Here is a 24,656-nt window from a genome sequence, read left to right on the forward strand (position 1 = left end):
CATGAACGAGCAATTCGAACGGCTCCTGCAAAGAGCAGAACAGCTGATCTCCCGCATCGAGTCGGTGTTGCCCCAGTCGTTGGGCGCTCCCGACTGGAACGCGTCTATCGCATTCCGCTATCGCAAGCGCAGCAGTGGTCATGGTGTCCTTGAGCCGGTGCGCCAGGTGGCTCAGATGCGCTTGGCCGACTTGCGGGAAATTGACGGGCAGAAGGAAAAGATCCAGCGCAACACCGAGCAGTTCGTGCGAGGTTTGCCTGCCAACAACGTGTTGTTGACGGGTGCGCGTGGTACCGGCAAGTCGTCCCTGATCAAGGCCTGCCTGAACGAATACGCGCCCCAGGGCTTGAGGCTGATCGAGGTGGACAAGGCCGATCTGGTGGACCTGCCCGATATCGTGGATGTGGTGGCCGACAGGCCCGAGCGCTTCCTGGTGTTCTGCGATGACCTGAGTTTCGAGGACGGCGAGGCGGGGTACAAGGCCCTCAAGTCCATCCTCGATGGCTCGGTGTCGGCGGTGGGGCAGAACGTCCTGATCTGCGCCACCAGCAACCGGCGGCACCTGCTGCCGGAATACATGAAGGAAAACCTCACGTACACCCACACCGCCGATGGCGAGGTGCATCCTGGCGAAGTGGTGGAAGAAAAGATTTCCCTCTCCGAGCGATTCGGGCTCTGGGTCAGCTTCTACCCATTCAGCCAGGACGAATACCTGACCATCGTGGCCCAGTGGCTGGCCTCGTTTGGCGTCCCGCCTCCCGAGATCGAAGCAGCCAGACCCCAGGCCTTGGTCTGGGCACTCGAACGGGGTTCGCGCAGCGGGCGCGTGGCATACCAGTTCGCCCGCGACTACGCGGGGTCCCACCGTTCGCAGTCATGAGCCAGACCCCCCTGGTGTTGGTGGTCGATGGTGGTGGCACTACGGACGGTGTACAGCGCCCCGTCACCGAGGTGGCGGTCGGCATTCTTGTCGACGCTCAGGGCCGCTACCTCCTCACCTCCAGACCGCCTGGCAAGGTTTACGCCGGGTACTGGGAGTTTCCTGGTGGCAAGCTGGAGACTGGTGAAAGCGTGGAGCAGGCCTTGCGGCGTGAGTTGCAGGAGGAGATCGGAGTCACCATCGGTTCGGCCGTGGTCTGGAGGCATTCGCTGGTCGACTATCCCCATGCATTGGTTCGCCTGAACTTCTGCAAGGTGTACGACTGGTCCGGCGCCCTGCACATGCATGAAGGGCAGAACCATTGCTGGGAGCGATTGCCGGTGAGCTGCGAGCCCGTGTTGCCAGGGACGGTGCCGGTGCTTGCCTGGTTGGCAGAAGAAGAGGCGGGCGCGGCTCCTTCTCCCTGTTGAATCGACTCAGTGTTCTTCGAAACCCGGCTGGCGGTCGGACGCCTGCTCAGGCACTTTGAACTGTTCGCTGGCCCATGCGCCCAGATCCATCTGCTTGCAGCGTTCGCTGCAAAAAGGTCGGTAGCGGTTGGTGGGGGCATACAGGCTCGGACCTCCGCAGGTCGGGCATGTCACCTGTTTGGGCACCTGGCTCATGAAGGCGTTCAGGAGCAGAGCGTGAGCTCGAAGGACGCATCCTCCCCGGCAGGATGCAGGCGTTCATCCTCTCCCAGGCGCAGCAAGCGGACCGACAGCATCAGGCGGTTGCCACTGATCTCCGGGATCAGCCCAAGGCGCGGATCGATGGCAAGGCGCAGCAACTGGTAGGTACGGCCTTGGGGAAGGTTTTGCTGAAACTGGCCGCCAGGAGCCACCACTTTGTGAGGGGACCCGGAGTCCCGCATCATCTTCAGCAGCAACATGATGGCTTCAGCCAGCGGAGCCAGGGGTTGCACCCAGCGCTGAAGGTCGGCTTGGCGCAGCGGCGCTGATTGGTGCTGCCAGTGAAAGTAGCCCGGCAAGTCAAACTCGCAGGTACCGCCCGGAATGCCGATTCGGCTTCGAATGGCCATCAGCCAGTCGTTGTCGGTTAGGGACTGGCCGGTCTTGCCGGTCGCACCGCTGAGTTCTGAAAAACTGGCATCCAGCTGACCAATGACTTCGTCGAGCACCCTTTCGGAGATGGCCGGGTTGCCGCGGTAGCCGTTGAGCTGGATGCGGTGCCGGTCAATGTCTTTGAGGACGTCTGACTTCATGTCCGCGCGGGAGGCCACGTCCATGATCTCGAAGATGGTCTGGATGGCGAAGTGGTGATCCAGCGCGTCTGTGCGAGTCACCAGCTCGGACAGGCGGGTGAACAGATGCTCCAGCCGGAGGTACGTCCGGACGCGCTCGTTGAAGGGATATTCGTACAGGATCACAGCGTCAAAGGGCGCAGAGGTTCAGTCATGGGCCTGTTCATCATAGTCCCAACCGGCGGGCCATTCCCAGGACCAAGGCTTGCAGCGTTGGCAAATCGATTCCATCGTTCCAGAGCACGCCGTCAGCACTGACCAGCCGTTGGGCGCGTGGGCTCTGCTGGGCGATGACGGTCTCGACCTGATGGCGGGGCCAGCCATTGCGCGCCATGACCCGGGCGATCTGGGTTTCGTAAGCACAGTCCACCACGAGTACGGTGTCGAGACGAGAACGCCAGCGGCCCGATTCGACGAGCAGTGGGACATCAAACACCACGCAATCAGCACGGCTTGTTTGCACCAATCGCTCCAGTTCTTCATGGACCCTTGGGTGGATGATGGACTCCAGCAGCTGCTTGGCTTGCGGGTTTGCAAACACGTGCGTCCGCATCCTGTCGCGGTCCATGGACCCATCCTCTGCGACGAATGCATCGCCGAAGTGGTGCCGAATGTCCGGCATGGCTGCTCCGCCTGCCTGGGTGCACATGCGCGAGATGTGATCTGCGTCCAGAACGGTGGCCCCGCACTCTTGCAACACGTTGGCCACGGTGCTCTTTCCGCTGCCGATACCTCCTGTCAGGCCCACGCGGTGCATGGCTGAAGGGGATGTCAGAGGCCGATCACGGCCAGAATGGCGCGGGGCCCGAAGAACAGCGAGGTCAGTCCAGCCAGGGCCAGGAAGGGGCCGAACGGCACATAACCCCCTTCTCGCAGCTGGGAGAACACCTTGATGCCAATGCCGACGACGGCACCGAGGACCGATGCCATGAGGATGATCGGCACCAACGCTTGCCAGCCGAACCATGCCCCCAGCGCGGCAAAGAGCTTGAAATCGCCGTAGCCCATGCCTTCCTTGCCCGTCGCCAGCTTGAACCCCCAATACACCAGCCACAGCGACAGGTAGCCGCCGGCCGCACCCCACAGCGAGTCGGGCAGTGGCACGCCAGTGAACCCCAGCGCCGACGTACACAGACCCGCCCACAGCAGCGGCAACGTAATGTCATCGGGCAGCAGCGTGGTGTCCCAGTCGATGCAGGTCAGTGCTACCAGACTTGCAGCGAATCCGCTCCAAGCCAACGACTCCCATCCAAGGCCCCAGGTCCAGCCGCACCAGGCGAACAGAGTGCCGGTCACGAGTTCTACCGCAGGGTAGCGGGCGCTGATGGAGGTCTTGCAGCCGGCACATTTGCCTCCTAGAGCCACATAGCTGATCACGGGTACGTTCTCGAACCAGCGGATCTGATGCCCGCAATGCGGACAAGCAGAGCGGGGCACCATGAGATTGTAGGGAGCTGCGGCATCGGACTTGTCTGCAGTACCTTGCAGTTCCGCACATTCGGCGGCCCACCGCAACTCCATCATCTTGGGCAGTCGGTGGATGACCACATTGAGGAAGCTGCCGACCATCAGGCCCAGAACGCCCAGCAGTGCAGCGTCCAGCAGGTTGACCATGCTGATCAAACGACCTGGCCCAGCTTGAAGATTGGCAGGTACATCGATACCACGATGCCACCGATCACCGTACCGAGCACCACGATGATGATGGGCTCCATCAGGCTGGACAGCCCCGCAACCATGTCGTCCACTTCGGCTTCGTAGAAGTCAGCGGCCTTGCCCAGCATGTGGTCGATGGAGCCGGACTCTTCGCCGATGGCACACATTTGCAGCACCATGGAAGGAAAGATGTTGGCATTGGTCATGGCGTTGGTCAGGCTGGTGCCGGTCGACACTTCCTGCTGGATGCGTTCGGTGGCTTTGGAAAACACCGAGTTGCCCGATGCTCCGCCGACGGAGTCCAGTGCTTCGACCAACGGTACGCCGGCCGCAAACATGGTGGACAGCGTGCGGGTCCAGCGTGCGATCACCGACTTTTCCACCAGTACCCCGAAGATAGGCACCTTCAGCAGCAGGCGGTCCATGAACATCTGCACTTTTTCATTGCGCTTCCACGCCTGCATGAAGAAGTACGAGACGCCGAAGATGCCTCCGAAGATGAGCCACCAGTATTTGGTGAAAAACTCGCTCATCGCAATCACGAATAGGGTAGGGCCTGGAAGGTCAGCACCGAACGAGGTGAACACCTGCTTGAAGGACGGTATCACGAAGATCATGATCACCGCCACCACCACGAACGCCACAATGATCACCGCGACCGGGTACATGAGGGCAGACTTGATCTTCGACTTCAGCGCCTCCGTTTTTTCCATGTAAGTGGCCAGGCGGTCCAGCAACTCTTCCAAAATACCGGCCGCTTCGCCTGCCTCGACGAGGTTGCAGTACAGACTGTCGAAATACAGCGGGTACTTACGGAAGGCCGCGCTGAGGGACGTACCGGTTTCCACGTCGGACCGGATGTCGTTGAGCAGCTTGGAGAGGCTGGGGTTTGGGTTGCCACGCCCGACGATGTCAAATGCCTGCAGGAGGGGGACGCCTGCTTTCATCATGGTTGCCAACTGGCGGGTGAAGATGGCGATGTCCTTCGGCTTGATCCGCTTGCCCGAGCGCATCCGGCGCTTCTTGACCTTGGTGACCACGATGCCCTGGCGGCGCATTGCGGCCAACACCTGGTTTTCTCCAGCGGCCCGTGTCTCACCTCGAACCGCTTTGCCGTTGCGATCCTTCCCCTCCCACTCGAACACGAAATCCTGGGTGCCTTTTGTTGCTGCGGTAGCCATGTGTTCCTCGTTTCCCGGTCCGGATGGCGATTTATTCGTTCGTGACGCTGAGCACTTCGTCCAGTGATGTCACACCCTGCTTGACCTTGAGGAGCCCGGACTCGCGCAAGGTCCTGACCCCTTCGCGCGATGCCTGCTGGGCAATGTCCAGCGCGCTACCCCCCTTGAGGATGATCCGCTGGATTTCCTCCGAAATGGGCATCACCTGATAGATGCCGACTCGGCCCTTGTAGCCGTTGTTGCAGGACGAGCAGCCCACCGGCTTATACGGTGTCCAGCTTCCGTCCAGTTCTTCTGCCTTGTAGCCTGCATCCAGCAAGGCTTTGCGGGGCACATCCAGTGGCGCTTTGCAATTGGGACACAAGCGCCTCGCCAGTCGTTGCGCGGTGATGAGGATCACGCTGGAAGCGATGTTGAACGTGGGAATGCCCATGTTCATCATGCGCGTGAGTGTGGTGGGTGCGTCGTTGGTGTGCAGCGTCGACAGAACCATATGGCCTGTCTGGGCAGCCTTGATCGAGATGTCCGCAGTCTCCAGATCTCGGATTTCACCCACCATGATGACATCCGGATCTTGCCGGAGGAACGCCTTGAGCGCGGCGGCAAAGGTCAAGCCCGCCTTTTCGTTGACGTTGACCTGGTTGACCCCGGGCAGGTTGATTTCCGACGGGTCTTCCGCGGTGGAAATATTGATGCCTGGCTTGTTCAGCAAATTCAAGCAGGTATACAGCGAAACGGTCTTGCCCGAACCTGTCGGTCCCGTGACGAGCACCATCCCGTACGGGCGTGAGATCGCGCTGAGCAGACGTTCCTTTTCTTCCGGCTCGTACCCGAGGGCATCAATGCCCACTTTTGCACTGCTGGGATCGAGGATACGGATCACGATCTTCTCACCGAACAGCGTCGGCAAGGTGCTGACACGAAAGTCGATCACCCGCTCGGGCCCCACCTTGAGCTTCATGCGACCGTCCTGGGGAACCCGCTTCTCGGAGATGTCCATTCTGGAAATCACCTTGATGCGGGAAGCAAGCTTGTCCTTGATCGCAACCGGCGGCGACGCGATTTCGCGCAATTCCCCGTCGATGCGAAAACGCACCCGGTAGTTGTGCTCGTATGGCTCGAAGTGGAGGTCCGACGCACGCATGTTGAACGCGTCCAGCAACATCTTGTGCAAGAACTTGACTACTGGCGCATCATCGACTTCCGACGATGTGGTCTTGTCGGATTCGGTGGTGACAGCTTCGGCTGCAAACTCGTCGAACTCGAACTCGCCGCCGACAATCTGGTCCATCGCCTCATTGGCGGTGGTTGACTGTGTTTCGACGAGCTTGCTGAGCTTGTCGTACTCGGCGATGACCCAGTCCACGCCGAGCTGGGTTGCAAACTTGATTTTCTCTGCAGCTTGTTGATCGGCCGGGTCGGCCGTAGCCACCATCAAACGGTTGTTGCGTTTGCTGAGGACAACAATGCGGTAGTCGCTACAGATCTTGGGGTCGAGCAGACCCTTGGGCAGCCTCTGAAGGTCGATCGCATCAAGATCCAGCAAAGGCGCTGCGAACGCCGTGGACATTGTGTGAGCGAGATCAGAGGCGGAAACGGCCCCGGAGCCTGTCAGTTCTGCAATGAAGCTGGTGCGCCCACTTTGAGCCTTCTTGTACAGGTCTTCGGCTGCCTTTTGTCCCAGCTTTCCTGCGCTCACCAGCGCCCTACCCAGTCCGGGCAGAGCCATGGAGGGCGTATCTTGAGGGGCTGTTTCGACAGATGCCATAACCGCGTAATCTATCGTAAATCAATGACTTGGAAGACACAATTCACCCAAACTGTGTCGAAATCGTACCTGCGCATAGGCCGCACGTTGTATGAAGGTGTCGATTGGTGCCCACGAGGCCGGTGGAAACCGGTGCAGGCAGACAAAAAGTTGGTCGGGGTGAGAGGATTCGAACCTCCGGCCTCTACGTCCCGAACGTAGCGCTCTACCAGGCTAAGCTACACCCCGCCGAAGCGCTCGATCTGGCAAGAGCCGATCTGCGCCGTTTTTGTCTGTCAGGAGCGTCGCTCCAACAAGTCAGCCGCCAATTGTAGCAAAGCCGAACGGTGCGGGTTCTCCGGAAGCGTTTGAACTGCTTCCATGGCTCGCCGGGCCTCGGTCATGGCGCTTGATCGTGCTGCCTCAAGAGCGCCCGTTTCGCGAATGATGTTCAGGATGGCGTCCATGTGTTCCACGTCGCCTTCAACGATGGCGGTCTTTAGGAGTTGCTGCTGTTCGGGTGATGCCTTTTTGAGCGCGCAGATGATGGGAAGCGTCACTTTTCCTTCGCGCAGGTCGTCGCCCAAGTTCTTGCCCAGCTGTTGGGCATCTCCTTCGTAGTCCAGGACATCGTCAATCACCTGGAACGCTGTGCCCAATGCCTGGCCGTAGACGGCGCATGCGTTTTCCACCTCGGTAGACGCTCCTGCAAGGATTGGAGCCAGTCGGGCACTGGCTTCAAACAGCTTGGCGGTTTTTGACCGGATGACACGCAGGTAGGCTGTCTCATCGAGGGAGGGATCGTGCATGTTCACCAGCTGCTGCACTTCTCCCTCAGCAATGACATTGGTGGCATCTGACAGCACCTGCATGACTCGCATGTTGTTCACGTCTACCATCATCTGAAATGCGCGGGAGTACAAAAAGTCTCCCACCAGTACGCTGGGTGCATTTCCGAATCGTTCATTGGCGGTGGCGCGACCTCTTCGCAGTGTGGACTCGTCAACCACGTCGTCATGCAAAAGGGTTGCGGTGTGGATGAACTCGACCACAGCGGCGAGGGTGTGGCGGTGCGGGTGGTTGCTCCCCAGTGCACCGCTGACCAGCAGAAGCAGAGCGGGGCGCAGTCGCTTGCCGCCCGCGGAGATGATGTATTGGGATACTTCCTTGACCAGAGGGACCTCGGAGGTGAGGCGCTCATTGATCACCAGGTCAACGGCTCGCATGTCCAGCCGTATCAGGTCGAGAGGCGAGTCGTTGGAAGGGCTTGCTGGTGTCAAGATCGGCTACCGCGGTTCGGCTGAATGAAGTGGGCGGATTATAGGAACCGGTCAAGGTGCGCCCGATCGACGGCCGGGTACGTGTCTCGGCCTTTGGGGCGCCCGATTGGGATGTGTCTTGCTACTTCCTGTGGAGGGCGGAAGGGTGCTACAATTTGCGGTTCGGCGGAAGTCCGTCTGCCGAGTGCCAGGCAAATCCCTGCTGGCAACAACTTCATGAGGTTCCTATGTACGCGGTCATAAAAACCGGTGGCAAGCAATATCGCGTTGCTGCCGGCGAAAAAATTAAAGTAGAACAGATTGCTGCGGAAGTGGGCCAGGAAATCGTGATCGACCAAGTTCTGGCTGTCGGCAATGGCAGTGAACTCAAGGTCGGCACCCCCCTGGTCTCCGGCGCAACAGTCAAGGCCACCGTGGTGGCTCATGGTCGGCACGACAAAGTGCGCATTTTCAAGATGCGTCGTCGTAAGCACTACCAGAAGCGCCAGGGTCACCGTCAAAATTTCACCGAGCTGCAGATCGCTGTGATCGCTGCCTGAGGAGTGGTTTGAAATGGCACAGAAAAAAGGCGGCGGCTCTACGCGAAACGGGCGCGATTCCAAGCCCAAAATGCTCGGTGTGAAGGCTTTCGGTGGTGAGCTGGTCAGTGCCGGTTCCATCATCGTGCGCCAGCGCGGTACCAAGTTCCATCCCGGCACCAACGTCGGTGTGGGCAAGGACCATACCCTGTTCGCGACTGTGGATGGGCATGTGACCTTTGCTACCAAGGGTGCACTGAATCGCCATACCGTCAGCATCACGCCGGTGTGATGCGGTGGCCCTCCAGGGCCACTGGCTGGATGGCAGCATCCTGTGTAAAGGCCCGCCGTTCGCGGGCCTTTTTTGTTTGATTTTCGGAAGCGCTGATCATGAAGTTTGTGGACGAAGCCACGATCGATGTCGCTGCAGGCGACGGCGGCAACGGCTGCGCGTCGTTCCGGCATGAGAAGTACAAGGAGTTCGGTGGTCCGGACGGTGGGGACGGTGGTCGTGGCGGCCATGTCTATGCGCTTGCGGATGCCAGCCTGAACACGCTGGTGGACTTTCGCTACACGCGCCGTTTCGAGGCGCAGCGGGGCGAGCACGGCAAGGGATCTGACATGTTCGGCGTCAAAGGGGAAGACATCATCCTCAAGATGCCGGTAGGAACCATCATTTCAGACGCCGAAACAGGCGAAGTGCTGTTCGAGCTGCTCAAGCCAGGTGAGCAGATCACCATCGCCAAGGGTGGCGATGGCGGTTTTGGCAACATGCACTACAAGAGTTCCACCAACCGTGCCCCGCGGCAGAAGACGCCCGGTTGGCCGGGTGAGCGGCGCACGCTGAAACTGGAGCTCAAAGTGTTGGCGGATGTCGGTTTGCTGGGCATGCCCAACGCGGGCAAGTCGACATTGATTGCGGCCATTTCCAATGCGCGCCCGAAAATAGCGGACTACCCTTTCACCACGCTACACCCCAATTTGGGCGTGGTGCGCGTGGGGCCGGAAAAGAGCTTTGTGGTGGCCGATGTGCCGGGCCTGATTGAGGGCGCCTCGGAAGGCGCGGGACTGGGGCATCAGTTCCTTCGGCACCTGCAGCGCACTCGGTTATTGCTGCATCTTGTGGACGTAGCGCCCTTTGACGACGCGGTGGACCCGGTCCAGCAGGCCAAGGCCATTGCGGCCGAGCTCAAGAAGTTCGATCCGGAGCTGTACGCCAAACCTCGATGGCTGGTGCTCAACAAGCTGGACATGGTGCCTGCCGAAGATCGGGCGGCCCGGGTGAAAGACATCGTCAAGAGACTCAGGCACAAGGGGCCGGTGTTCGAGATTTCGGCGCTCACCCGCGAAGGCTGCGAGCTGCTGGTGCAGAAGATCTATGCACACATTGCCAAGGTTCACGAAGACGCGCAGGCTCCCGCCGTGGTGGATCCGCGCTTCGCTGGCAGTGATCAACAACCTGATTGACGAAACTCCGATACGACCATGGCAGATGTGGGAAGCCTTGCGACCGCTCCGATCAACGACCTCGGCGGTGTTCCTCCTGTGGTGAAGTCTGCGCGACGCATCGTGGTCAAGGTGGGTTCCAGCCTGGTCACGAATGAAGGGCGTGGACTGGACGAGGCGGCCATTGGCCATTGGAGTCAGCAACTGGCGGCCTTGGTCCAAGATGGGCGCGAGTTGATCGTGGTCAGCAGCGGCGCAGTGGCTGAGGGCATGAAGCGCCTGGGCTGGACGATTCGTCCGAAAGAAATCAACGAGCTGCAGGCCGCGGCGGCCGTCGGGCAAATGGGTCTGGTCCAGATGTACGAGACCAAGCTGCGCGAGTGTGGCGTCGGCAGTGCGCAGGTTTTGCTGACGCACGCCGATCTGGCTGATCGCGAGCGCTACCTCAATGCGCGTTCCACGCTGCTGACCTTGCTGCAGCTTGGCGTGGTTCCTGTAATCAACGAAAACGACACCGTTGTCAACGACGAGATCAAGTTCGGTGACAACGACACGCTGGGCGCCTTGGTGGCCAATCTGGTCGAGGCGGATGTGCTGATCATCCTGACGGACCAGAAGGGGCTGTACACGGCCGATCCTCGTCGAGATCCTTCAGCGACCTTCGTGCACGTAGCACGCGCAGGAGATCCCCAACTGGAGACGATGGCCGGCGGTGCAGGCTCCGGCATTGGCAAGGGAGGAATGATCACCAAGATACTGGCAGCCAAGCGTGCAGCTGGTTCGGGCGCGTCCACCGTGATCGCGTGGGGGCGTGAGCCGCGCGTGTTACAGCGGCTTTGCGAGGGTGAGGCCATCGGCACCTGTCTGGTGGCCCAGACCGCGAAGCAGCAGGCGCGCAAGCAATGGATGGCCGATCACTTGCAGATGCGTGGTGCAGTGGTGGTCGACGCAGGGGCGGTCGAGAAGATCGTGGGCGAAGGCAAGAGCCTGCTGCCCATCGGCATGACAGCCGTCGAGGGGGAGTTCTCGCGTGGCGACGTGATCGCGGTGCGGGGGGCAGACGGACTGGAGATCGCGCGTGGTCTTGCGAACTACGCCAGCCCAGAGGCACGTCTGATCTGCCGCAGATCGTCGGCGGATTTTGAACGCCTGCTGGGCTATGCCGCGGAGCCCGAGATGATCCACCGCGACAACCTGGTGCTTACACGCACCTGAACCTGAGCAGGGGACTCGCCCCAGGTAGTGGGTCCAGTCAGTCCAGGCTTGGACGAGGCTGGGCCTGGGGGTCGGGATCGAAGCTGGCGCCCGGGGGTAGCTCCATTCCGCCAGGGCACAGCCGAGGCATGGCGTGCGGGACCTGTTCCGAGGCTGATCGCTGCGGCCTGCCGCCCGAGCGCAGGTAGCGGTTGCGGTGGTCGTTCTTGGGCAGGTAACGCGCCAGTTCGGTCAGCGCCATTTCGTACACGCCGCGCTTGAACTCGACCACCACATCCAGCGGTACCCAGTAGTCGTGCCAGCGCCAGGCATCAAACTCGGGATGATCGGTTGCACGCAGGTTCAGGTTCCAGTCCTGCGCTACGAGGCGCAGCAGGTACCAGATCTGTTTCTGACCTTTGTAGTGACCGCGGGCATCCCTGCGGATGAACCGGTCTGGCACTTCGTAGCGCAACCAGTCCCGCGTGCGGGCGACGATGCAGACATGTTCGGGCTTGAGCCCCACCTCTTCGTGCAGCTCCCGGTACATGGCTTGCTCGGGGGTTTCACCCCGGTCGATGCCGCCCTGCGGAAACTGCCAGGAGTGGGAGCGGATGCGCTTGCCCCAGAACACCTGATTTCGCTGGTTGAGCAGAATGATGCCGACATTGGGCCTGAAGCCTTCTCTGTCAAGCATAATCAACCCCAAATTTTTGAACTGTCTGGATTATGCATCGCGCATGACAAATTGCGTACCAAATGCGATGCGGCATCGGCCCAACGCCGGGTAAACACCGACCGACGGAGCCGCTGTTCTCCAGCCTCATTCCGACCTGCCACCAAGTCTTTTCCACCCTCGTGGTGGTTCGCTCATGAAAGCTTCCCAGTTCCTCATCACCACCCTGAAAGAAGCCCCCGCCGATGCCGAGGTGGTGAGCCACCAGCTCATGACCCGTGCCGGCATGATTCGCAAGCTCGGCGCCGGCATCTATAACTACATGCCCATGGGGTTGCGCGTGATCCAGAAGGTGGAAGCCATCGTGCGCGAGGAGATGAACCGGGCCGGCGCGGTCGAGATGACCATGCCCGTGGTGCAGCCGGCCGAGCTCTGGCAGGAGACCGGCCGTTTCGAGAAGATGGGGCCGGAGCTGTTGCGCATTCAGGACCGACATGAGCGCGACTACGTCATCCAGCCGACCAGCGAGGAGGTGGTGACCGACGTGGCGCGTCAGGAACTGCGCAGCTACAAGCAGCTGCCCAAGAACCTGTACCAGATCCAGACCAAGTTCCGCGACGAGCGCCGGCCGCGCTTTGGTCTGATGCGCGGGCGCGAGTTCATCATGAAGGACGCCTACTCCTTCGACCGCGACGAGGCTGGCGCCAAGGCCAGCTACCAAGTCATGGCCGCTGCCTACCGCCGTATCTTCGATCGCTTTGGCCTGAAGTACCGCGCGGTGGCGGCCGACAGCGGCGCCATCGGTGGCGATCTGAGCGAAGAGTTCCAGGTGATCGCGGCCACCGGCGAGGACGCCATCGTCTACTGCCCGGCCAGCGACTACGCGGCCAACATGGAAAAGGCCGAGGCTTTGGCACCCGCCGGCCCGCGGCCCGCGCCTGCCAACCCTATGGTCAAGACGCCCACGCCCGGCAAGAGCACCTGCGCCGATGTGGCGGAGTACCTGGGCGTACCGCTGGCCACCACGATCAAGTCGCTGGTGCTGGCCACCGACGAACTCAATGAGGCCGGCGAAGTGGTCAAGAGCCAGGTCTGGCTGTTGCTGCTGCGTGGCGATCACGACATGAACGAGGTCAAGGTCGGCAAGGTGCCGGGTCTGGACAAGGGATTCCGTTTTGCCAGCATTCCCGAGATCGACGCGCACTTCGGCTGCAAGCCTGGATACCTGGGGCCGGTCGGTCTGAAGAAGCCGCTGAAGATCGTGGCCGATCGCGAGGTGGCGGTGATGGCCGACTGGATCTGCGGCTCCAACGAGCCGGATTTCCACACCACGGGCGTGAACTGGGGCCGCGATCTGCCCGAGCCGGACCTGGTGGCCGACCTGCGCAACGTGGTTGAGGGCGATCCGTCGCCGGACGGCAAGGGTCCGCTGGCCATCGAGCGCGGCATCGAGGTGGGCCACGTGTTCTACCTCGGCACCAAGTACAGCAAGGCCATGAACGCGACTTTCCTGGACACTGACGGCAAGCCCAAGCACTTCGAGATGGGTTGTTACGGCATCGGCATCACGCGCCTGCCGGCGGCAGCGATCGAGCAGAACCACGACGAGCGCGGCATCGTCTGGCCCGACGCCATCGCGCCGTTCACGGTGGTGGTCTGTCCGGTCGGCGCGGACCGCAGCGAGGCCGTGAAGGCCGCTGCCGATGAACTATATGCAGGACTGCTGGCCGCGGGCGTGGACGTGATCATCGACGACCGGGGCGAGCGCCCGGGCGCCATGTTTGCTGACTGGGAGCTGATCGGCGTGCCGCACCGCGTGACGATCGGCGACCGCGGCCTCAAGGAAGGCATGGTCGAGTATCAGCACCGGCGCGACGCTGCCGCGACCAAGGTGCCGGCCACCGAGGCCCTCGCTTTTGTGAAGGGCCGGTTGAGCGCGTGAGCGCCATGGACGATTTGAGCCGCCGCCAGTGCCTGCTGCGCGCTGCCGCACTGGGCTCGGTCGGCTGGCTGGGCACAGGACTGGTGCATGCGGGCGGGCAGTTGGAAGAGCCGCTGGCCGATTCGGTGCGCACGGCGCTCAGTTCGGCCATCGCCAACAGCGCGCCGCCGGTGCCCGAGTTCACCGATACTGAGAAGCGGCTGGCCTACCTGCGCTGGATGAGCGCGATGAGCGAGCGTCTCAAGAAGCGCAAGCCGGATTTCCAGACCCGCATCGAATTCCTTCAGACCGTGTGGTATGAGACCCGCCGCGCCGGGCTGGACACGACCATGGTGATGGGGCTGATCCAGGTTGAGAGCGCGTTCCGCAAGTTCGCGATTTCCCGTGTGGGTGCCCGGGGCTACATGCAGATCATGCCGTTCTGGTCGCGCCTGATCGGCGACGGTGACCCTGGCAAGCTGTTCCACATGCAGACCAACATCCGCTTTGGCTGCGTGATCCTGCGCCACTACCTGGACCGCGAGCGCGGCGACACCTTCATGGCGCTGGGGCGCTACAACGGCAGCCGGGGCCGAGCCGAGTACCCCAATGCGGTGTACTCGGCGGCGCGCAACTGGGTGCCTCCGGCCGCCTGAATGCCGGGGCGCTCACTGCAGAAATCCGATCCTTGTCTTGCTGCTGCCCGATTTGGGCAGGTCGCCCGCCTCCACGCTGAACCGATCCGCCAGGCGGGCATTGCCGAAGGCCGTCACCAGGGCCCGCCGCATCTCCCGCGGCGCCAGGGTGGCGAGCAGGTCCAGCACATCGTCGGACGGCTCCGGGTCGAAGCGCTTGCCCCAATCGTGTTCGCCGCGGATGCTGCCGTAGAGGTGGGCCGCAATTCGCCGGGCCGCCTCAGGCGAAGGCGGCTGGATCTCGAACACGTTCATCCGGTTGACGATCGGGTCGGGAATGCTGCGCTCGTCGTTGGCGGTGGTGATCCAGATCACCTGGCTGGCGTCGATCGGCACCTCGGCGAACTCATCGATGAAGTTTTGCGCCGTGTCGTGCTCCAGCAGGCCGTAGAGCGCACCGAGTGGGTCGTACTGCGCGTCCGCCGCCGCCTTGTCGATTTCGTCGACCACGATCACCGGGTTGGCGTACTGGCCATCCACCAGCGCCTCAAACACCTTGCCAGGCTTGGCGCCCTTCCACTGTGAGGACGAGCCCGAGAGCAGCCAGCCCGCCGTCATGCTGCTCATGGGCACCAGGCTCATGCCGGTGCCCAGCAGGTCGGCGATCTGTTTGGCAAAGTGGGTCTTGCCCACGCCCGGCGGGCCCAGCAGCAGGATGGGGGTGACTTCCAGGCTGTCATGGCTGTCCTGGCTGAGCGCCACGTGGCGCTTGACGTCGTCCAGCACCTCTGTGAAGTTGGGCAGCAGGTCGTACAGCGGGGCCATGTCGGGCACGCCCGAAGGCTTGACGGCAAAACGCTGCGGACCACGTTCAAGCATGCGCTGGTAGGTGTTGCGTAAGCCCTCGTGTTCGCGCTCATTGCCGCTGGCCTGGAGCTGGCCGAGCTTGCGTTCGACCGCGTCGGCGCTGAACACGCTGCGCATCCGGGCGATGGGCAGTCCGAGGGTGGGGGAAGCGACCAGGCTGCAAGAGCTCATTCGGTTCTCCTGAAGGTACGAAGGACAGCTTCATTCAAGCACAACACGTGCCTACCCGTAACGCCGGAAGAACCCTGAAAAACTGAGGCTTCCCAAGCGATGAAACGAAAGTGTGCAAAGCCTCACGCCGGAATGCATCCAGAAAGCACAAAGCCGCCCGAAGGCGGCTTTCGCGCGGGCGCAGGCGGTGCTCAGGCCTGGCCGCTGATGGTTTTCTGCAGTTCGCCCGACTCGTACATTTCCATCATGATGTCCGAACCACCGATGAACTCGCCCTTGACGTAGAGCTGGGGGATGGTGGGCCAGTTGCTGTATTCCTTGATGCCCTGGCGGATGCCGTCGTCCTCCAGCACGTTGACGGTCTTGAGCGACTTGGTGTCCACGCCGCAGGCCTTGAGGATCTGGATGGCTCGGCCGGAAAAGCCACACATGGGGAAACTGGCGCTGCCCTTCATGAACAGCACGATGTCGTTGGATTTGACCAGCTGGTCGATTTGGCTTTGCACGTCGCTCATGGAGGTGTCCTGTCGGTTCGTTGAAAGGGCGCCGGGACGGGTCCCGGTCAATAGCGGAATTATCGCCCGCCGGGCCAGCGGCCGCCGCTGCACCGCTCGATGCCCGCGAGATCCTGGCGGCTGCTCACGGCTTCGAACCCCTGGCTGACCAGCAGTTCCCGCACGGCCCGGGCCTGATCGTGGCCATGCTCCAGCAACAGCCAACCGCAAGGCCGCAGGGCGTGAGGCGCCTGGGCCACGATCTGGCGGATGTCGTCCAGCCCGTCGGAGCCGGCGGTCAGGGCGGTGAGGGGTTCGTGGCCGAGGGCAACCAGGTGCGGGTCGCCCTCGGCGATGTAGGGCGGGTTGCTGGCGATCACGTCGAAGCGCTCCCCGGGCACCGCCGCCAGCCAGGCGCCATGCGCGAAGCGCAGGGGCAGGTTCAGGCGTCGGGCGTTGGCCTCCGCCACCGTCAGTGCGTCGGTGCTGGCGTCGGTGGCAGTGACTTGTGCATCGGGTCGGCGGCTGGCGATGGTCAGCGCGATGGCGCCGCTGCCGGTGCCCAAGTCCAGCAGACGGGGGGACTCGGCGCCGCCTGACGGGGGTAGGGTCTCCAGCGCCCACTCCACCAGCGCCTCGGTGTCGGGGCGTGGCACCAGCACGCGGGCGTCGACCTGCAAAGTCAGACCGCCGAATTCCTTTTCACCCGTCAGATAGGCCACCGGTTCACCTGCCTGCCGGCGCTGCAGCAAGGTCTGCCAGCGGGCGGCCGCTGGCGCAGGCAGCGGGTCACCGTCGTGCACGATCAGCCAGGCGCGGTCGTGCGGCGAACGGCCCAGCGCATGCAGCAGCAGCATCTGTGCGTCGAGGCGGTCCAGACCTGCGGCAGCAGCCTGTCGCAGGGCGTCTTGCAGCGTGTTCATCGGCTGTCCTGCTGTTCCAGGTCGGCCAGCAGTTCGGCACCGCGCGCCACCTGCAGCGCGTGGATCACGTCGCCCAGGTCACCTTCCATCACCTGCAGCAGCTTGTAGAGAGTGAGGTTGATGCGGTGGTCGGTCAGGCGGCCCTGCGGGAAGTTGTAGGTGCGGATGCGGTCGCTGCGGTCGCCACTGCCGACCAGGCCTTTGCGCGTGGCGGCCTCTTTGGCGGCGCGTTCGCTGCGCTCTTTCTCCTGGATGCGCGCCTGCAGCACCTGCAGCGCCTTGGCCTTGTTGCTGTGCTGGCTGCGGCCGTCCTGGCATTCGGCCACGATGCCGGTGGGCAGGTGCACCACGCGCACGGCCGAGTCGGTCTTGTTGATGTGCTGGCCACCGGCGCCGCTCGCGCGGAAGGTGTCGATGCGCAGGTCCGCCGGGTTGAGCTTGACGGCCTCGGCCTCGTCGGGTTCGGGCATCACCGCCACGGTGGCGGCGCTGGTGTGGATGCGTCCCTGCGTCTCGGTGGCGGGCACCCGCTGCACGCGGTGACCACCCGATTCGAAGCGAAGCTGGCCGTAGACGTTGGCGCCTGGGCCGCGACCCGCGATGCGCAGCACCACCTCCTTGTAGCCGCCAAGCTCGCTGGGCGACTCGCTCACGATCTCGGTGGTCCAGCCCTGGCTGTCAGCGTAGCGGGTGTACATGCGCGCCAGGTCGCCCGCGAACAGGGCCGACTCGTCGCCGCCGGTGCCGGCACGGATTTCCACGAAGGCCGGGCGCTCGTCGTCCGGGTCCTTGGGCAGCAGCAGGTGCTGCAGTTCGTTGTCCAGCCGTTCGAGGTCGGCTGTGGCAGCCTCGATCTCTTCCTGCGCCATCTCGGCCATGTCCGGGTCGGCCAGCATCTCCTTCGCTCCGGCCAGGTCGGCTTCGCGCTGCTGGTGGCGGTTGAAGGCCTCGACGATCACCGAGGCGTCGGCGTGCTCGCGGCTGAGCGTGCGGAAGCGCTCGAGGTCGCTCACCACATCGGGGGCGGAGAGCAGGGCGTCGAGCTCGTGCAGGCGGGCTTTCTGGCGCAGCAGGGTGTCGCGTACAAAGGGTTTCATGCGGGAGGGCAATGGGGGCGACGGCGAAGCTCGGTTGCACGGGGCCGACGGACCGTGCGGTGCGGCGCAGGCGCGCCGTGCGGCGTCGCTAGGACTTCTCGCGCAGGAACAGGCGCGAGACCGTTTGCGCCGTAGCTGCGCGGGTCTCGGCGTCGCCAGCGTGCAGCTCGGCCAGGGTGCCGTGCAGCATCTTCTGCGTCAGGCCCTTGGACAGGGCTTCGAGCACGGCCTCCACCGGATCGCCCCGGGCCAGTAGCTTCTTCGCACGGGCCAGTTCGGCGGCGCGCCAGGCATCGGCCTGGGCGTTGATCTGCTGGATCAGCGGTACCACGCCTCCCTTGGCCGGATCGCGCTGGTCCAGCCAGTGCATGAAGCTGAGCACGCCCGCGTCGATGATGGCCTCGGCCTGCGCCACGGCGGCCTGGCGATTTTCCTTGCCGGTCTGCACCACGCTGGCCAAGTCGTCCACGGTATACAAATAAACGTCGGACAGTCCCTTGACCTCAATCTCGATGTCGCGAGGCACCGCCAGGTCGACCATGAACATGGGGCGGTGTTTGCGCTTCTTCAGCGCGCGTTCGACCGCACCCAGGCCGATGATGGGCAGTGTGCTGGCGGTGCAGCTGACCACCGCATCGAACTCGTGCAGGCGCTCGGGGATGTCGGCCAGGCGCATGACCTGGGCGCCGAAGCGGCCGGCGAGGGCCTCACCGCGTTCCAGCGTGCGGTTGGCGATCGCCATGCTCTTGGGCGTCTTGGCCGCGAAGTGCGTGGCGGCCAGCTCGATCATTTCGCCGGCGCCGACGAACAGCACCTTGATGTCTTTCAGGTCCTCGAACAGCTGGCTGGCCAGGCGCACGGCGGCGGCGGTCATGCTGATCGAGTGCGCGCCGATCTCGGTGGAGGTGCGCACCTGCTTGGCGACCGCGAAGGAGCGCTGGAACAGCTGGTGCAGCGTGGTGCCCAGGGCACCGGCCTCGTCTGCGGCGCGCACCGCATCCTTCATCTGGCCCAGGATCTGCGCCTCGCCCAGCACCATGCTGTCGAGCCCGCTGGCGACGCGGAAGGCGTGGCGCGCGGCTTCACCTTCGCGCAGGATGTAGGCATGGTCTTTGAGCACATGGGTGCTCACGCCGCCGGTCTGGGCCAGCCAGTCCAGCGTCGGTTCCACGGCCGACTGTTCACCCGCGGCGTACAGCTCGGTGCGGTTGCAGGTGGACAGCAGCGTGGCCTCGGGTTGGCGCGCCAGGCTGTGGCGGTAGCCGTCGAGTGTGCGGGGGATCTGGTCGAGCGCAAAGGCAAAGCGGCCCCGCAGATCGAGCGGAGCCGTGTGGTGGTTGATGCCGAGCGCCCAGACAGACATGGCCGCGATTATAAAATTCGCCGCCTCTGCCCGGACGGATTTCAACACCCATGTCGTTTCTGGCCCTGATCGGGCACCTTGCCAACTTCATCGCGCCGGCCATCGGGGTGGCCCTGTTGCTGTGGGGCCTGCCCCGGATCTGGCCGAAAGCGCGGGCGGGGCGGTGGGGCGCGCGCCGCGAATTGATGGCGCTCTGCGCGCTGGGGGTGGCGGTGTTGCTGGCCGGGCTGGTCGTCTTCGGCCGGGACGGCAAGATGCTCAGCTACACCGTGCTGGTGCTGGCCCAGGGCTCGCTGGGCTGGTGGCTGCGCAGGCGCTGACCAGGCGCCTCCCCGTCAGTCGGGCGCGAACAGGTCGACCCGGTCGGTGATCAGGCCGTCGATGCCCAGTTTCCAGAGCCGTTCGGCTTCCCGCGGCTCGTTCACCGTGTAGGCCAGGGCGCGCATCTGGCTGCCGTGGACGGTGGCCATCACCTCGGCCGTCCAGAGCACCTGGTCGCAGACGACGGCCACGCAGCCCAGCCGCCTCGCCATGTCCAGCCAGCCGTCCCACAGGGTCTCCAGCAGCAGACCTCTGGGCAGCTGGGGCGCGCTTTCGGCGGCGCCATCCAGCGACTCTGGCTGGAACGAGGTCAGCAGCGGCGGGATGGGGGCGTCCGCCCACAGCCGGGCCGCTTCCCGCGCGACCACCCGTCCGGTTTCTTCCTCCAGCCCCGGCGTGGGCTTGATTTCGATGTTGAGCAGGCAGGCGTTGGCGCGGCAGAAGCGCGCAACGCCCTCCAGTGTGGGCAGGCGCTCACCCGCGTACTGGCGCGAGTGCCAGCTCCCAGCGTCGCGCAGGCTCAACTCTGCCCATGGCTGGTGGCCGGCGATACCCTGGCCATCGGTGGTCCGGTCCAGTGTGTCGTCGTGCAGCAGGAAGACATGGCCATCGGCGCTGAGCTTGGCATCGCACTCGGCCATGCGGTAACCGTGCTGCGCGCCAAGGCGGAACGCGGCCAGGGTGTTTTCCGGGGCCAGCTTGCCGGCGCCGCGGTGGGCGATCCAGCGTGGGTAGGGCCAGGGGAGGGGTGCGGTTGTCACAGGCGTGCTCCTGTCTGCTGGTCGAACCAGTGCAACCTATCTTCGCGCGGGCGCGCCACCACGGTGCTGCCGACCTCTGGAGCGCCTTGGTCCTCGTGGGTGCGGATGATCAGCGTCTCGTCGCCCAGGCGGGCGTGGATCAGGCGCTCGGCGCCGAGCATCTCCACGGTCTCGACCCGCAGGCTCCAGCCTTCCGGCGCGAGGTCGATGTGTTCGGGGCGAATGCCCATGGTGCAGCCCGGCCGCCCCCCGGGCGCGTTGCCCAGCAGGTTCATCGGAGGCGACCCCATGAAGCTGGCGACGAAGGTGGTGGCGGGGCGGGAATAGACCTCTTCGGGGGTGCCGAACTGCTCCATGCGGCCGGCGTTCATCACGATCATGCGTTGCGCGAGCGTCATCGCCTCGACCTGGTCGTGGGTGACGAACAGGCTGGTGATGCCCAGTTCGCGGTGCAGCTTCTGGATCTCCAGCCGGGTCTGGGCGCGCAGCTTGGCGTCCAGGTTGGACAGGGGTTCGTCGAACAGGAACACCTGGGGCTGGCGCACGATGGCGCGGCCCATGGCGACGCGCTGGCGCTGTCCGCCCGAGAGCTGGCGCGGCTTGCGGTCCAGCAGGTGGCCCAGCTCCAGGATCGCCGCGGCCTTGTCCACGCGTTCACGGATCTCGGCGGCTGGCAGCTTCTTGATCTTCAGCCCGTAGGCCATGTTCTCGAACACGCTCATGTGCGGGTAGAGCGCGTAGTTCTGGAACACCATGGCGATGTCGCGGTCGGCGGGTTCGAGTTGGTTGACCACGCGCTCGCCGATCAGGATGTCGCCCCCGCTGACTTCTTCAAGCCCGGCCACCATGCGCAGCAGCGTGGACTTGCCACAGCCCGACGGGCCGACGATGACGATGAACTCGCCGTCAGCGATCTCGGCGTTGACGCCGTGGATCACCTGCAACGACTGCTTTCCCTGGTGGTATTGCTTGACTACGTTTCGGAAGGAGAGGGAAGCCATGAGGGTGTTTATTTTTCGGTGTCGACCAGGCCCTTGACGAACCATTTCTGCATGAGGATGACGACCAGCGCCGGCGGAATCATCGCCAGCATGGCCGTGGCCATGACCACGTTCCATTCGGTGTAGGCCTCGCCGGAGATCAGGCGCTTGATGCCCAGCACCACCGGGTACATGCTTTCGTCGGTGGTCACCAGCAGCGGCCAGAGGTACTGGTTCCAGCCGTAGATGAACTGGATCACGAACAGCGCCGCGATGGATGTGGCCGACATGGGCAGCAGGATGTCCTTGAAGAAGCGCATTGGCCCGGCGCCGTCCACGCGCGCGGCCTCCACCAGCTCGTCCGGCACGGTCAGGAAGAACTGCCGGAACAGGAAGGTGGCGGTGGCCGAAGCAATCAGGGGCACAGTCAGCCCGGCGTAGGTGTTGAGCATCCCCAGGCTGGCCACCACCTCATAGGTGGGGCCGATGCGCACCTCCACTGGCAGCATCAGGGTCACGAAGATCATCCAGAACACCAGGTTGCGCAGCGGAAACCGAAAGTAGACGATGGCGAATGCCGAGAGCAGCGAGATGGCGATCTTGCCGATGGCGATGATCAGTGCGCTGATCAGGCTGACCAGCATCATGGGCCCGCCCGCAGCAAAAGTACTGCCCAGGCTGGTCTTTCCGCCGAACAGGGCCAGGCGGTAGGTTTCCAGAAAATGCGAACCGGGTATGAGCGACATCGGGCGGCTCTGGGCGATCTGTTCCGCGGTCTGGGTGGACCCCACCAGCGTGAGGTAGACCGGGAAGGCCACGATGGCCACGCCCAAAATGAGCACGGCGTGGGCCACAAAATCGAGTACGGGGCGACGTTCAATCATGGGGCGTCTCAGTACTGCACCTTGCGCTCGACGTAGCGGAACTGCACCACCGTGAGCGCAATCACGATCACCATCAGGATCACCGACTGGGCCGCCGATCCGCCCATGTCCAGCGCCTTGAAGCCGTCGTAGTAGACCTTGTAGACCAGGATGGCGGTGTCCTTGCCGGGGCCGCCCTGCGTGGCCGCGTCGACGATGGCGAAGGTGTCGAAGAAGGCGTACACCACGTTGATCACCAGCAGGAAGAAGGTGGTGGGCGAGAGCAGCGGGAACACGATGGTCCAGAAGCGGCGCGCGGGCGAGGCGCCGTCAATGGCCGCCGCCTCGATCAGCGACTTGGGGATTGACTGCAGTCCCGCCAGGAAAAACAGGAAGTTGTAGGAGATCTGCTTCCACACCGCCGCCATCACGATCAGGGCCATGGCGTGTTCGCTCTTGAGCAGGTGGTTCCACTCGATGCCAACGAACTGCAGCGCGTAGGCCACGATGCCCATGGGCGAGGCGAACATGAACACCCAGAGCACGCCGGCTACCGCGGGCGCCACGGCGTAGGGCCATATCAGCAGGGTCTTGTAAAGGCCGGCGCCGGTCACCACCCGGTCCGCCATCACCGCCAGCAGCAGCGCGATGCTCAGCCCGCACACGGCGACCAGCACTGAAAACAGCGCGGTGATCTTGAACGAGGCCAGGTAGGTGTCGTCCTCCCAGAGTCGCTCGAAGTTCTGCAGGCCGACGAACTCGGTCGAGGTGCCGAAGGCGTCCTGCTGGAGCAGGCTCTGGAACAGCGCCTGGGCGGCCGGCCAGAAGAAGAACACCAGCACGATGACCAGCTGCGGCGCCACCAGCAGCCAGGGCAGCCACGTGGATCGGAATCGAACGCGTTTTTCCATAAGGACTCGGGCGGCAGCCCTCGCAGGCCAAGCCTGCGAGGGGCGAAGTCAGTGGATTGGAATGCAGGTCGGAAAGCGGTACCCGCAGGCGCTCACATCTTGCCCTGATTGGCCTTCTGGAAGCGCTCCAACTGCTCGTTGCCGCGGGTCACGGCCGCATCGAGGGCTTCCTTGGCGCTCTTCTTGCCGGCCCAGACCTGTTCCAGTTCCTCGTCGTTGATGGTGCGAATCTGGACGAAGTTGCCCAGGCGGATGCCGCGCGACTTGTCGGTGGTCTTGCGGATCATCTGCGTGACCGACACATCGGTGCCGGGGTTCTGCTTGTAGAAGCCGCTGCTGTCGGTGAGCTTGAACGACTCCACCGTCACCGGCAGGTAGCCGGTGCGCTGGTGGCTCTTGGCGGCCTCCGACGGCTTGGAGAGGTGCGCGAAGAACTGCGCCACGCCCTTGTACTCGTCTGCCTTCTTGCCCGACATCACCCACAGGCTGGCCCCGCCGATCACCGTGTTCTGCGGCGCGCCGGCCACGTCGGGGTAGTAGGGCAGGGTACCGATGCCGGCTGCGAACTTGCTGTTGCGCTTGATGTTCCCGTACAGCGCCGACGAGCCGGTCATCATGGCGCACTCGCCCGAGACGAACACCGCATCGGCTGCGTTGCCACGACCCTTGTAGACGAACAGCCCGGTTTTGGACATGTTGGCCAGATTTTCGATGTGGCGCACGTGCAGCGGCGTGTTGAAGGTCAGGCGGGCGTCGATGCCGCGCATGCCGTTGCCTTTGGTGGCGAACTCGGTGTTGTGCCAGGCCGAAAAGCTTTCCAGCTGCGTCCAGCTGATCCAGCTGGTGGTGAAGGGGCATTTGTGGCCGCTGGCCTTGAGTTTACCGGCAGCAAGCGCCACCTCGGGCCAGGTCTTGGGCGGGTTCTCGGGGTCCAGACCGGCCGCCTTGAAGGCGTCCTTGTTGTAGTGGAACACCGGCGTCGAGCTGTTGAACGGGAAGCTGAGCATCTGACCATTCGGTGCCGTGTAGTAGCCCGCCACTGCCGGCACGTAGGCGGCCGGATCGAACTTGACGCCTGCATCGGCCATGACCTTCCCTACCGGCACGATGGCACCCTTGCTGGCCATCATGGTGGCGGTCCCGACTTCGAAAACCTGGAGGATGTGTGGCGCATTGCCGGAGCGGAAGGCCGCGATGGCGGCTGTCATGGACTCGTCATAGCTGCCCTTGAAAGTGGGGACCACCTTGTACTGGGTCTGGCTGGCGTTGAAGTCCTTGGCCAGGTCGTTGACCCACTCGCCTAGCGCGCCGCCCATCGAATGCCACCACTGGATTTCGGTCTGCGCGTGGGCATGGCAGCTGAAACCGAGCACACACAGGGCGGTGGCGAGTGTTGAGAGGTGTTGGCGCATGGGCATGGTGGGTCTCCTGTAAGTTGAGCGCGGGTTCGATGACAAAAAAAGCCAGC

The 24,656-nt window shown here is 63.5% G+C and carries 27 protein-coding genes and 1 tRNA gene; 9 read left to right on the top strand and 19 right to left on the bottom strand.

Annotated elements, in window-relative coordinates; all coding sequences use genetic code 11:
- Position 1: 1 nt before the first annotated feature.
- Together ACFOPI_RS23685 and ACFOPI_RS23690 are read left to right on the top strand one after the other, a co-directional pair.
- Positions 2-880: an ATP-binding protein gene (locus ACFOPI_RS23685; RefSeq protein ID WP_382179709.1), complete on the top strand. Its 879-nt coding sequence runs from the start codon at positions 2-4 to the stop codon at positions 878-880.
- Complete coding sequence (locus ACFOPI_RS23690) at positions 877-1,350, top strand: NUDIX domain-containing protein (RefSeq protein ID WP_382179712.1); 474 nt, start codon at positions 877-879, stop codon at positions 1,348-1,350. The genes ACFOPI_RS23685 and ACFOPI_RS23690 overlap by 4 nt, the downstream gene beginning before the upstream one ends.
- Positions 1,351-1,356: 6 nt before the next feature.
- Here the strand turns inward: ACFOPI_RS23690 and ACFOPI_RS23695 are convergent, their stop codons facing one another.
- The 8 genes from ACFOPI_RS23695 to ACFOPI_RS23730 form a co-directional block, all read right to left on the bottom strand.
- Positions 1,357-1,545, bottom strand: a complete 189-nt coding sequence (locus ACFOPI_RS23695) for a DNA gyrase inhibitor YacG (RefSeq protein ID WP_382179714.1) — start codon at positions 1,543-1,545, stop codon at positions 1,357-1,359.
- 8 nt (positions 1,546-1,553) lie between these two features.
- Entirely contained in the window at positions 1,554-2,309 is a 756-nt protein-coding gene (gene zapD / locus ACFOPI_RS23700) for a cell division protein ZapD (protein WP_382179716.1), read from the bottom strand.
- Between the two features lie 40 nt (positions 2,310-2,349).
- Positions 2,350-2,940, bottom strand: a complete 591-nt coding sequence (gene coaE / locus ACFOPI_RS23705) for a dephospho-CoA kinase (protein WP_382179719.1) — start codon at positions 2,938-2,940, stop codon at positions 2,350-2,352.
- Positions 2,941-2,954: 14 nt separating this feature from the next.
- Complete coding sequence (locus tag ACFOPI_RS23710) at positions 2,955-3,797, bottom strand: prepilin peptidase (RefSeq protein ID WP_382179721.1); 843 nt, start codon at positions 3,795-3,797, stop codon at positions 2,955-2,957.
- Positions 3,798-3,802: 5 nt separating this feature from the next.
- On the bottom strand, positions 3,803-5,020 hold the full coding sequence (locus ACFOPI_RS23715; RefSeq protein WP_382179724.1) for a type II secretion system F family protein: 1,218 nt from the start codon (positions 5,018-5,020) through the stop codon (positions 3,803-3,805).
- A gap of 31 nt (positions 5,021-5,051) precedes the next feature.
- Positions 5,052-6,788 carry a type IV-A pilus assembly ATPase PilB gene (pilB, locus tag ACFOPI_RS23720; RefSeq protein ID WP_382179727.1) on the bottom strand — a complete coding sequence of 579 codons (1,737 nt, stop codon included), beginning with the start codon at positions 6,786-6,788 and terminating at the stop codon, positions 5,052-5,054.
- 151 nt (positions 6,789-6,939) lie between these two features.
- Positions 6,940-7,016 (bottom strand) — tRNA-Pro (locus ACFOPI_RS23725).
- 47 nt (positions 7,017-7,063) lie between these two features.
- Positions 7,064-7,993, bottom strand: a complete 930-nt coding sequence (locus ACFOPI_RS23730) for a polyprenyl synthetase family protein (RefSeq protein ID WP_382179730.1) — start codon at positions 7,991-7,993, stop codon at positions 7,064-7,066.
- A gap of 281 nt (positions 7,994-8,274) precedes the next feature.
- On the opposite strand from ACFOPI_RS23730, the gene rplU reads away from it, so the two are divergent.
- The 4 genes from rplU to proB all read left to right on the top strand — a co-directional run bounded on the left by rplU (position 8,275) and on the right by proB (position 11,226).
- Positions 8,275-8,586 (top strand): 50S ribosomal protein L21, encoded by a 312-nt coding sequence (gene rplU, locus ACFOPI_RS23735; protein WP_066257794.1) that lies wholly within the window; start codon positions 8,275-8,277, stop codon positions 8,584-8,586.
- Between the two features lie 13 nt (positions 8,587-8,599).
- Positions 8,600-8,857, top strand: a complete 258-nt coding sequence (rpmA, locus tag ACFOPI_RS23740) for a 50S ribosomal protein L27 (RefSeq protein ID WP_066152967.1) — start codon at positions 8,600-8,602, stop codon at positions 8,855-8,857.
- 98 nt (positions 8,858-8,955) lie between these two features.
- Positions 8,956-10,032, top strand: coding sequence for an Obg family GTPase CgtA (gene cgtA / locus ACFOPI_RS23745; RefSeq protein ID WP_382179733.1), 1,077 nt, complete (start codon positions 8,956-8,958; stop codon positions 10,030-10,032).
- Between the two features lie 18 nt (positions 10,033-10,050).
- Positions 10,051-11,226, top strand: a complete 1,176-nt coding sequence (gene proB, locus ACFOPI_RS23750) for a glutamate 5-kinase (protein WP_382179736.1) — start codon at positions 10,051-10,053, stop codon at positions 11,224-11,226.
- A 37-nt stretch (positions 11,227-11,263) separates the two neighbouring features.
- Here proB and ACFOPI_RS23755 read toward each other — a convergent pair whose 3' ends face one another.
- Positions 11,264-11,902 (bottom strand): RNA pyrophosphohydrolase, encoded by a 639-nt coding sequence (locus ACFOPI_RS23755; RefSeq protein WP_382179739.1) that lies wholly within the window; start codon positions 11,900-11,902, stop codon positions 11,264-11,266.
- 175 nt (positions 11,903-12,077) lie between these two features.
- Between ACFOPI_RS23755 and ACFOPI_RS23760 the strand changes: the two genes are divergently transcribed.
- A complete protein-coding gene (locus ACFOPI_RS23760; RefSeq protein WP_382179742.1) occupies positions 12,078-13,823 on the top strand; it encodes a proline--tRNA ligase in 1,746 nt (581 codons plus the stop codon).
- 5 nt (positions 13,824-13,828) lie between these two features.
- Positions 13,829-14,458: a lytic transglycosylase domain-containing protein gene (locus tag ACFOPI_RS23765; protein WP_382179745.1), complete on the top strand. Its 630-nt coding sequence runs from the start codon at positions 13,829-13,831 to the stop codon at positions 14,456-14,458.
- Positions 14,459-14,470: 12 nt separating this feature from the next.
- Here the strand turns inward: ACFOPI_RS23765 and ACFOPI_RS23770 are convergent, their stop codons facing one another.
- The 5 genes from ACFOPI_RS23770 to hemA all read right to left on the bottom strand — a co-directional run bounded on the left by ACFOPI_RS23770 (position 14,471) and on the right by hemA (position 19,352).
- Positions 14,471-15,475 carry an AAA family ATPase gene (locus tag ACFOPI_RS23770; RefSeq protein ID WP_382179748.1) on the bottom strand — a complete coding sequence of 335 codons (1,005 nt, stop codon included), beginning with the start codon at positions 15,473-15,475 and terminating at the stop codon, positions 14,471-14,473.
- 191 nt (positions 15,476-15,666) lie between these two features.
- A complete protein-coding gene (gene grxD, locus ACFOPI_RS23775; protein WP_382179751.1) occupies positions 15,667-15,990 on the bottom strand; it encodes a Grx4 family monothiol glutaredoxin in 324 nt (107 codons plus the stop codon).
- A 59-nt stretch (positions 15,991-16,049) separates the two neighbouring features.
- Complete coding sequence (prmC, locus tag ACFOPI_RS23780; RefSeq protein ID WP_382179754.1) at positions 16,050-16,892, bottom strand: peptide chain release factor N(5)-glutamine methyltransferase; 843 nt, start codon at positions 16,890-16,892, stop codon at positions 16,050-16,052.
- On the bottom strand, positions 16,889-17,989 hold the full coding sequence (prfA, locus tag ACFOPI_RS23785; RefSeq protein ID WP_382179757.1) for a peptide chain release factor 1: 1,101 nt from the start codon (positions 17,987-17,989) through the stop codon (positions 16,889-16,891). Before prfA ends, prmC begins: the two co-directional genes overlap by 4 nt.
- 88 nt (positions 17,990-18,077) lie before the next feature.
- Positions 18,078-19,352, bottom strand: a complete 1,275-nt coding sequence (gene hemA, locus ACFOPI_RS23790) for a glutamyl-tRNA reductase (protein ID WP_382179760.1) — start codon at positions 19,350-19,352, stop codon at positions 18,078-18,080.
- Positions 19,353-19,402: 50 nt separating this feature from the next.
- Here hemA and ACFOPI_RS23795 point away from each other — a divergent pair, with 50 nt between their 5' ends.
- Positions 19,403-19,672, top strand: coding sequence for a hypothetical protein (locus ACFOPI_RS23795; protein WP_382179763.1), 270 nt, complete (start codon positions 19,403-19,405; stop codon positions 19,670-19,672).
- A 15-nt stretch (positions 19,673-19,687) separates the two neighbouring features.
- Here the strand turns inward: ACFOPI_RS23795 and ugpQ are convergent, their stop codons facing one another.
- The 5 genes from ugpQ to ugpB all read right to left on the bottom strand — a co-directional run bounded on the left by ugpQ (position 19,688) and on the right by ugpB (position 24,600).
- A complete protein-coding gene (gene ugpQ, locus ACFOPI_RS23800; protein ID WP_382179766.1) occupies positions 19,688-20,434 on the bottom strand; it encodes a glycerophosphodiester phosphodiesterase in 747 nt (248 codons plus the stop codon).
- Positions 20,431-21,435, bottom strand: a complete 1,005-nt coding sequence (locus ACFOPI_RS23805; protein ID WP_382179768.1) for a sn-glycerol-3-phosphate import ATP-binding protein UgpC — start codon at positions 21,433-21,435, stop codon at positions 20,431-20,433. The genes ugpQ and ACFOPI_RS23805 overlap by 4 nt, the downstream gene beginning before the upstream one ends.
- An 8-nt stretch (positions 21,436-21,443) precedes the next feature.
- Entirely contained in the window at positions 21,444-22,298 is an 855-nt protein-coding gene (gene ugpE / locus ACFOPI_RS23810; protein ID WP_382179771.1) for a sn-glycerol-3-phosphate ABC transporter permease UgpE, read from the bottom strand.
- Between the two features lie 8 nt (positions 22,299-22,306).
- Complete coding sequence (ugpA, locus tag ACFOPI_RS23815; RefSeq protein ID WP_382179774.1) at positions 22,307-23,188, bottom strand: sn-glycerol-3-phosphate ABC transporter permease UgpA; 882 nt, start codon at positions 23,186-23,188, stop codon at positions 22,307-22,309.
- A 92-nt stretch (positions 23,189-23,280) separates the two neighbouring features.
- On the bottom strand, positions 23,281-24,600 hold the full coding sequence (ugpB, locus tag ACFOPI_RS23820) for a sn-glycerol-3-phosphate ABC transporter substrate-binding protein UgpB (protein ID WP_382179835.1): 1,320 nt from the start codon (positions 24,598-24,600) through the stop codon (positions 23,281-23,283).
- Between the last annotated feature and the right edge of the window lie 56 nt (positions 24,601-24,656).

It is taken from the genome of Hydrogenophaga luteola (assembly GCF_042648585.1).
GTDB lineage: Bacteria > Pseudomonadota > Gammaproteobacteria > Burkholderiales > Burkholderiaceae_C > Hydrogenophaga > Hydrogenophaga luteola.

Excerpts from the sequence above, each read along its gene's own strand:
- ACFOPI_RS23685 (WP_382179709.1), top strand. The coding sequence starts at position 2 with ATGAACGAGCAATTCGAACGGCTCCTGCAAAGAGCAGAACAGCTGATC.
- ACFOPI_RS23690 (WP_382179712.1), top strand. The coding sequence starts at position 877 with ATGAGCCAGACCCCCCTGGTGTTGGTGGTCGATGGTGGTGGCACTACG.
- ACFOPI_RS23695 (WP_382179714.1), bottom strand. The coding sequence starts at position 1,545 with ATGAGCCAGGTGCCCAAACAGGTGACATGCCCGACCTGCGGAGGTCCG.
- coaE (WP_382179719.1), bottom strand. The coding sequence starts at position 2,940 with ATGCACCGCGTGGGCCTGACAGGAGGTATCGGCAGCGGAAAGAGCACC.
- ACFOPI_RS23710 (WP_382179721.1), bottom strand. The coding sequence starts at position 3,797 with ATGGTCAACCTGCTGGACGCTGCACTGCTGGGCGTTCTGGGCCTGATG.
- ACFOPI_RS23715 (WP_382179724.1), bottom strand. The coding sequence starts at position 5,020 with ATGGCTACCGCAGCAACAAAAGGCACCCAGGATTTCGTGTTCGAGTGG.
- pilB (WP_382179727.1), bottom strand. The coding sequence starts at position 6,788 with ATGGCATCTGTCGAAACAGCCCCTCAAGATACGCCCTCCATGGCTCTG.
- ACFOPI_RS23730 (WP_382179730.1), bottom strand. The coding sequence starts at position 7,993 with ATGCGAGCCGTTGACCTGGTGATCAATGAGCGCCTCACCTCCGAGGTC.
- rplU (WP_066257794.1), top strand. The coding sequence starts at position 8,275 with ATGTACGCGGTCATAAAAACCGGTGGCAAGCAATATCGCGTTGCTGCC.
- rpmA (WP_066152967.1), top strand. The coding sequence starts at position 8,600 with ATGGCACAGAAAAAAGGCGGCGGCTCTACGCGAAACGGGCGCGATTCC.
- cgtA (WP_382179733.1), top strand. The coding sequence starts at position 8,956 with ATGAAGTTTGTGGACGAAGCCACGATCGATGTCGCTGCAGGCGACGGC.
- proB (WP_382179736.1), top strand. The coding sequence starts at position 10,051 with ATGGCAGATGTGGGAAGCCTTGCGACCGCTCCGATCAACGACCTCGGC.
- ACFOPI_RS23755 (WP_382179739.1), bottom strand. The coding sequence starts at position 11,902 with ATGCTTGACAGAGAAGGCTTCAGGCCCAATGTCGGCATCATTCTGCTC.
- ACFOPI_RS23760 (WP_382179742.1), top strand. The coding sequence starts at position 12,078 with ATGAAAGCTTCCCAGTTCCTCATCACCACCCTGAAAGAAGCCCCCGCC.
- ACFOPI_RS23765 (WP_382179745.1), top strand. The coding sequence starts at position 13,829 with ATGGACGATTTGAGCCGCCGCCAGTGCCTGCTGCGCGCTGCCGCACTG.
- ACFOPI_RS23770 (WP_382179748.1), bottom strand. The coding sequence starts at position 15,475 with ATGAGCTCTTGCAGCCTGGTCGCTTCCCCCACCCTCGGACTGCCCATC.
- grxD (WP_382179751.1), bottom strand. The coding sequence starts at position 15,990 with ATGAGCGACGTGCAAAGCCAAATCGACCAGCTGGTCAAATCCAACGAC.
- prmC (WP_382179754.1), bottom strand. The coding sequence starts at position 16,892 with ATGAACACGCTGCAAGACGCCCTGCGACAGGCTGCTGCCGCAGGTCTG.
- prfA (WP_382179757.1), bottom strand. The coding sequence starts at position 17,989 with ATGAAACCCTTTGTACGCGACACCCTGCTGCGCCAGAAAGCCCGCCTG.
- hemA (WP_382179760.1), bottom strand. The coding sequence starts at position 19,352 with ATGTCTGTCTGGGCGCTCGGCATCAACCACCACACGGCTCCGCTCGAT.
- ACFOPI_RS23795 (WP_382179763.1), top strand. The coding sequence starts at position 19,403 with ATGTCGTTTCTGGCCCTGATCGGGCACCTTGCCAACTTCATCGCGCCG.
- ACFOPI_RS23805 (WP_382179768.1), bottom strand. The coding sequence starts at position 21,435 with ATGGCTTCCCTCTCCTTCCGAAACGTAGTCAAGCAATACCACCAGGGA.
- ugpE (WP_382179771.1), bottom strand. The coding sequence starts at position 22,298 with ATGATTGAACGTCGCCCCGTACTCGATTTTGTGGCCCACGCCGTGCTC.
- ugpA (WP_382179774.1), bottom strand. The coding sequence starts at position 23,188 with ATGGAAAAACGCGTTCGATTCCGATCCACGTGGCTGCCCTGGCTGCTG.
- ugpB (WP_382179835.1), bottom strand. The coding sequence starts at position 24,600 with ATGCGCCAACACCTCTCAACACTCGCCACCGCCCTGTGTGTGCTCGGT.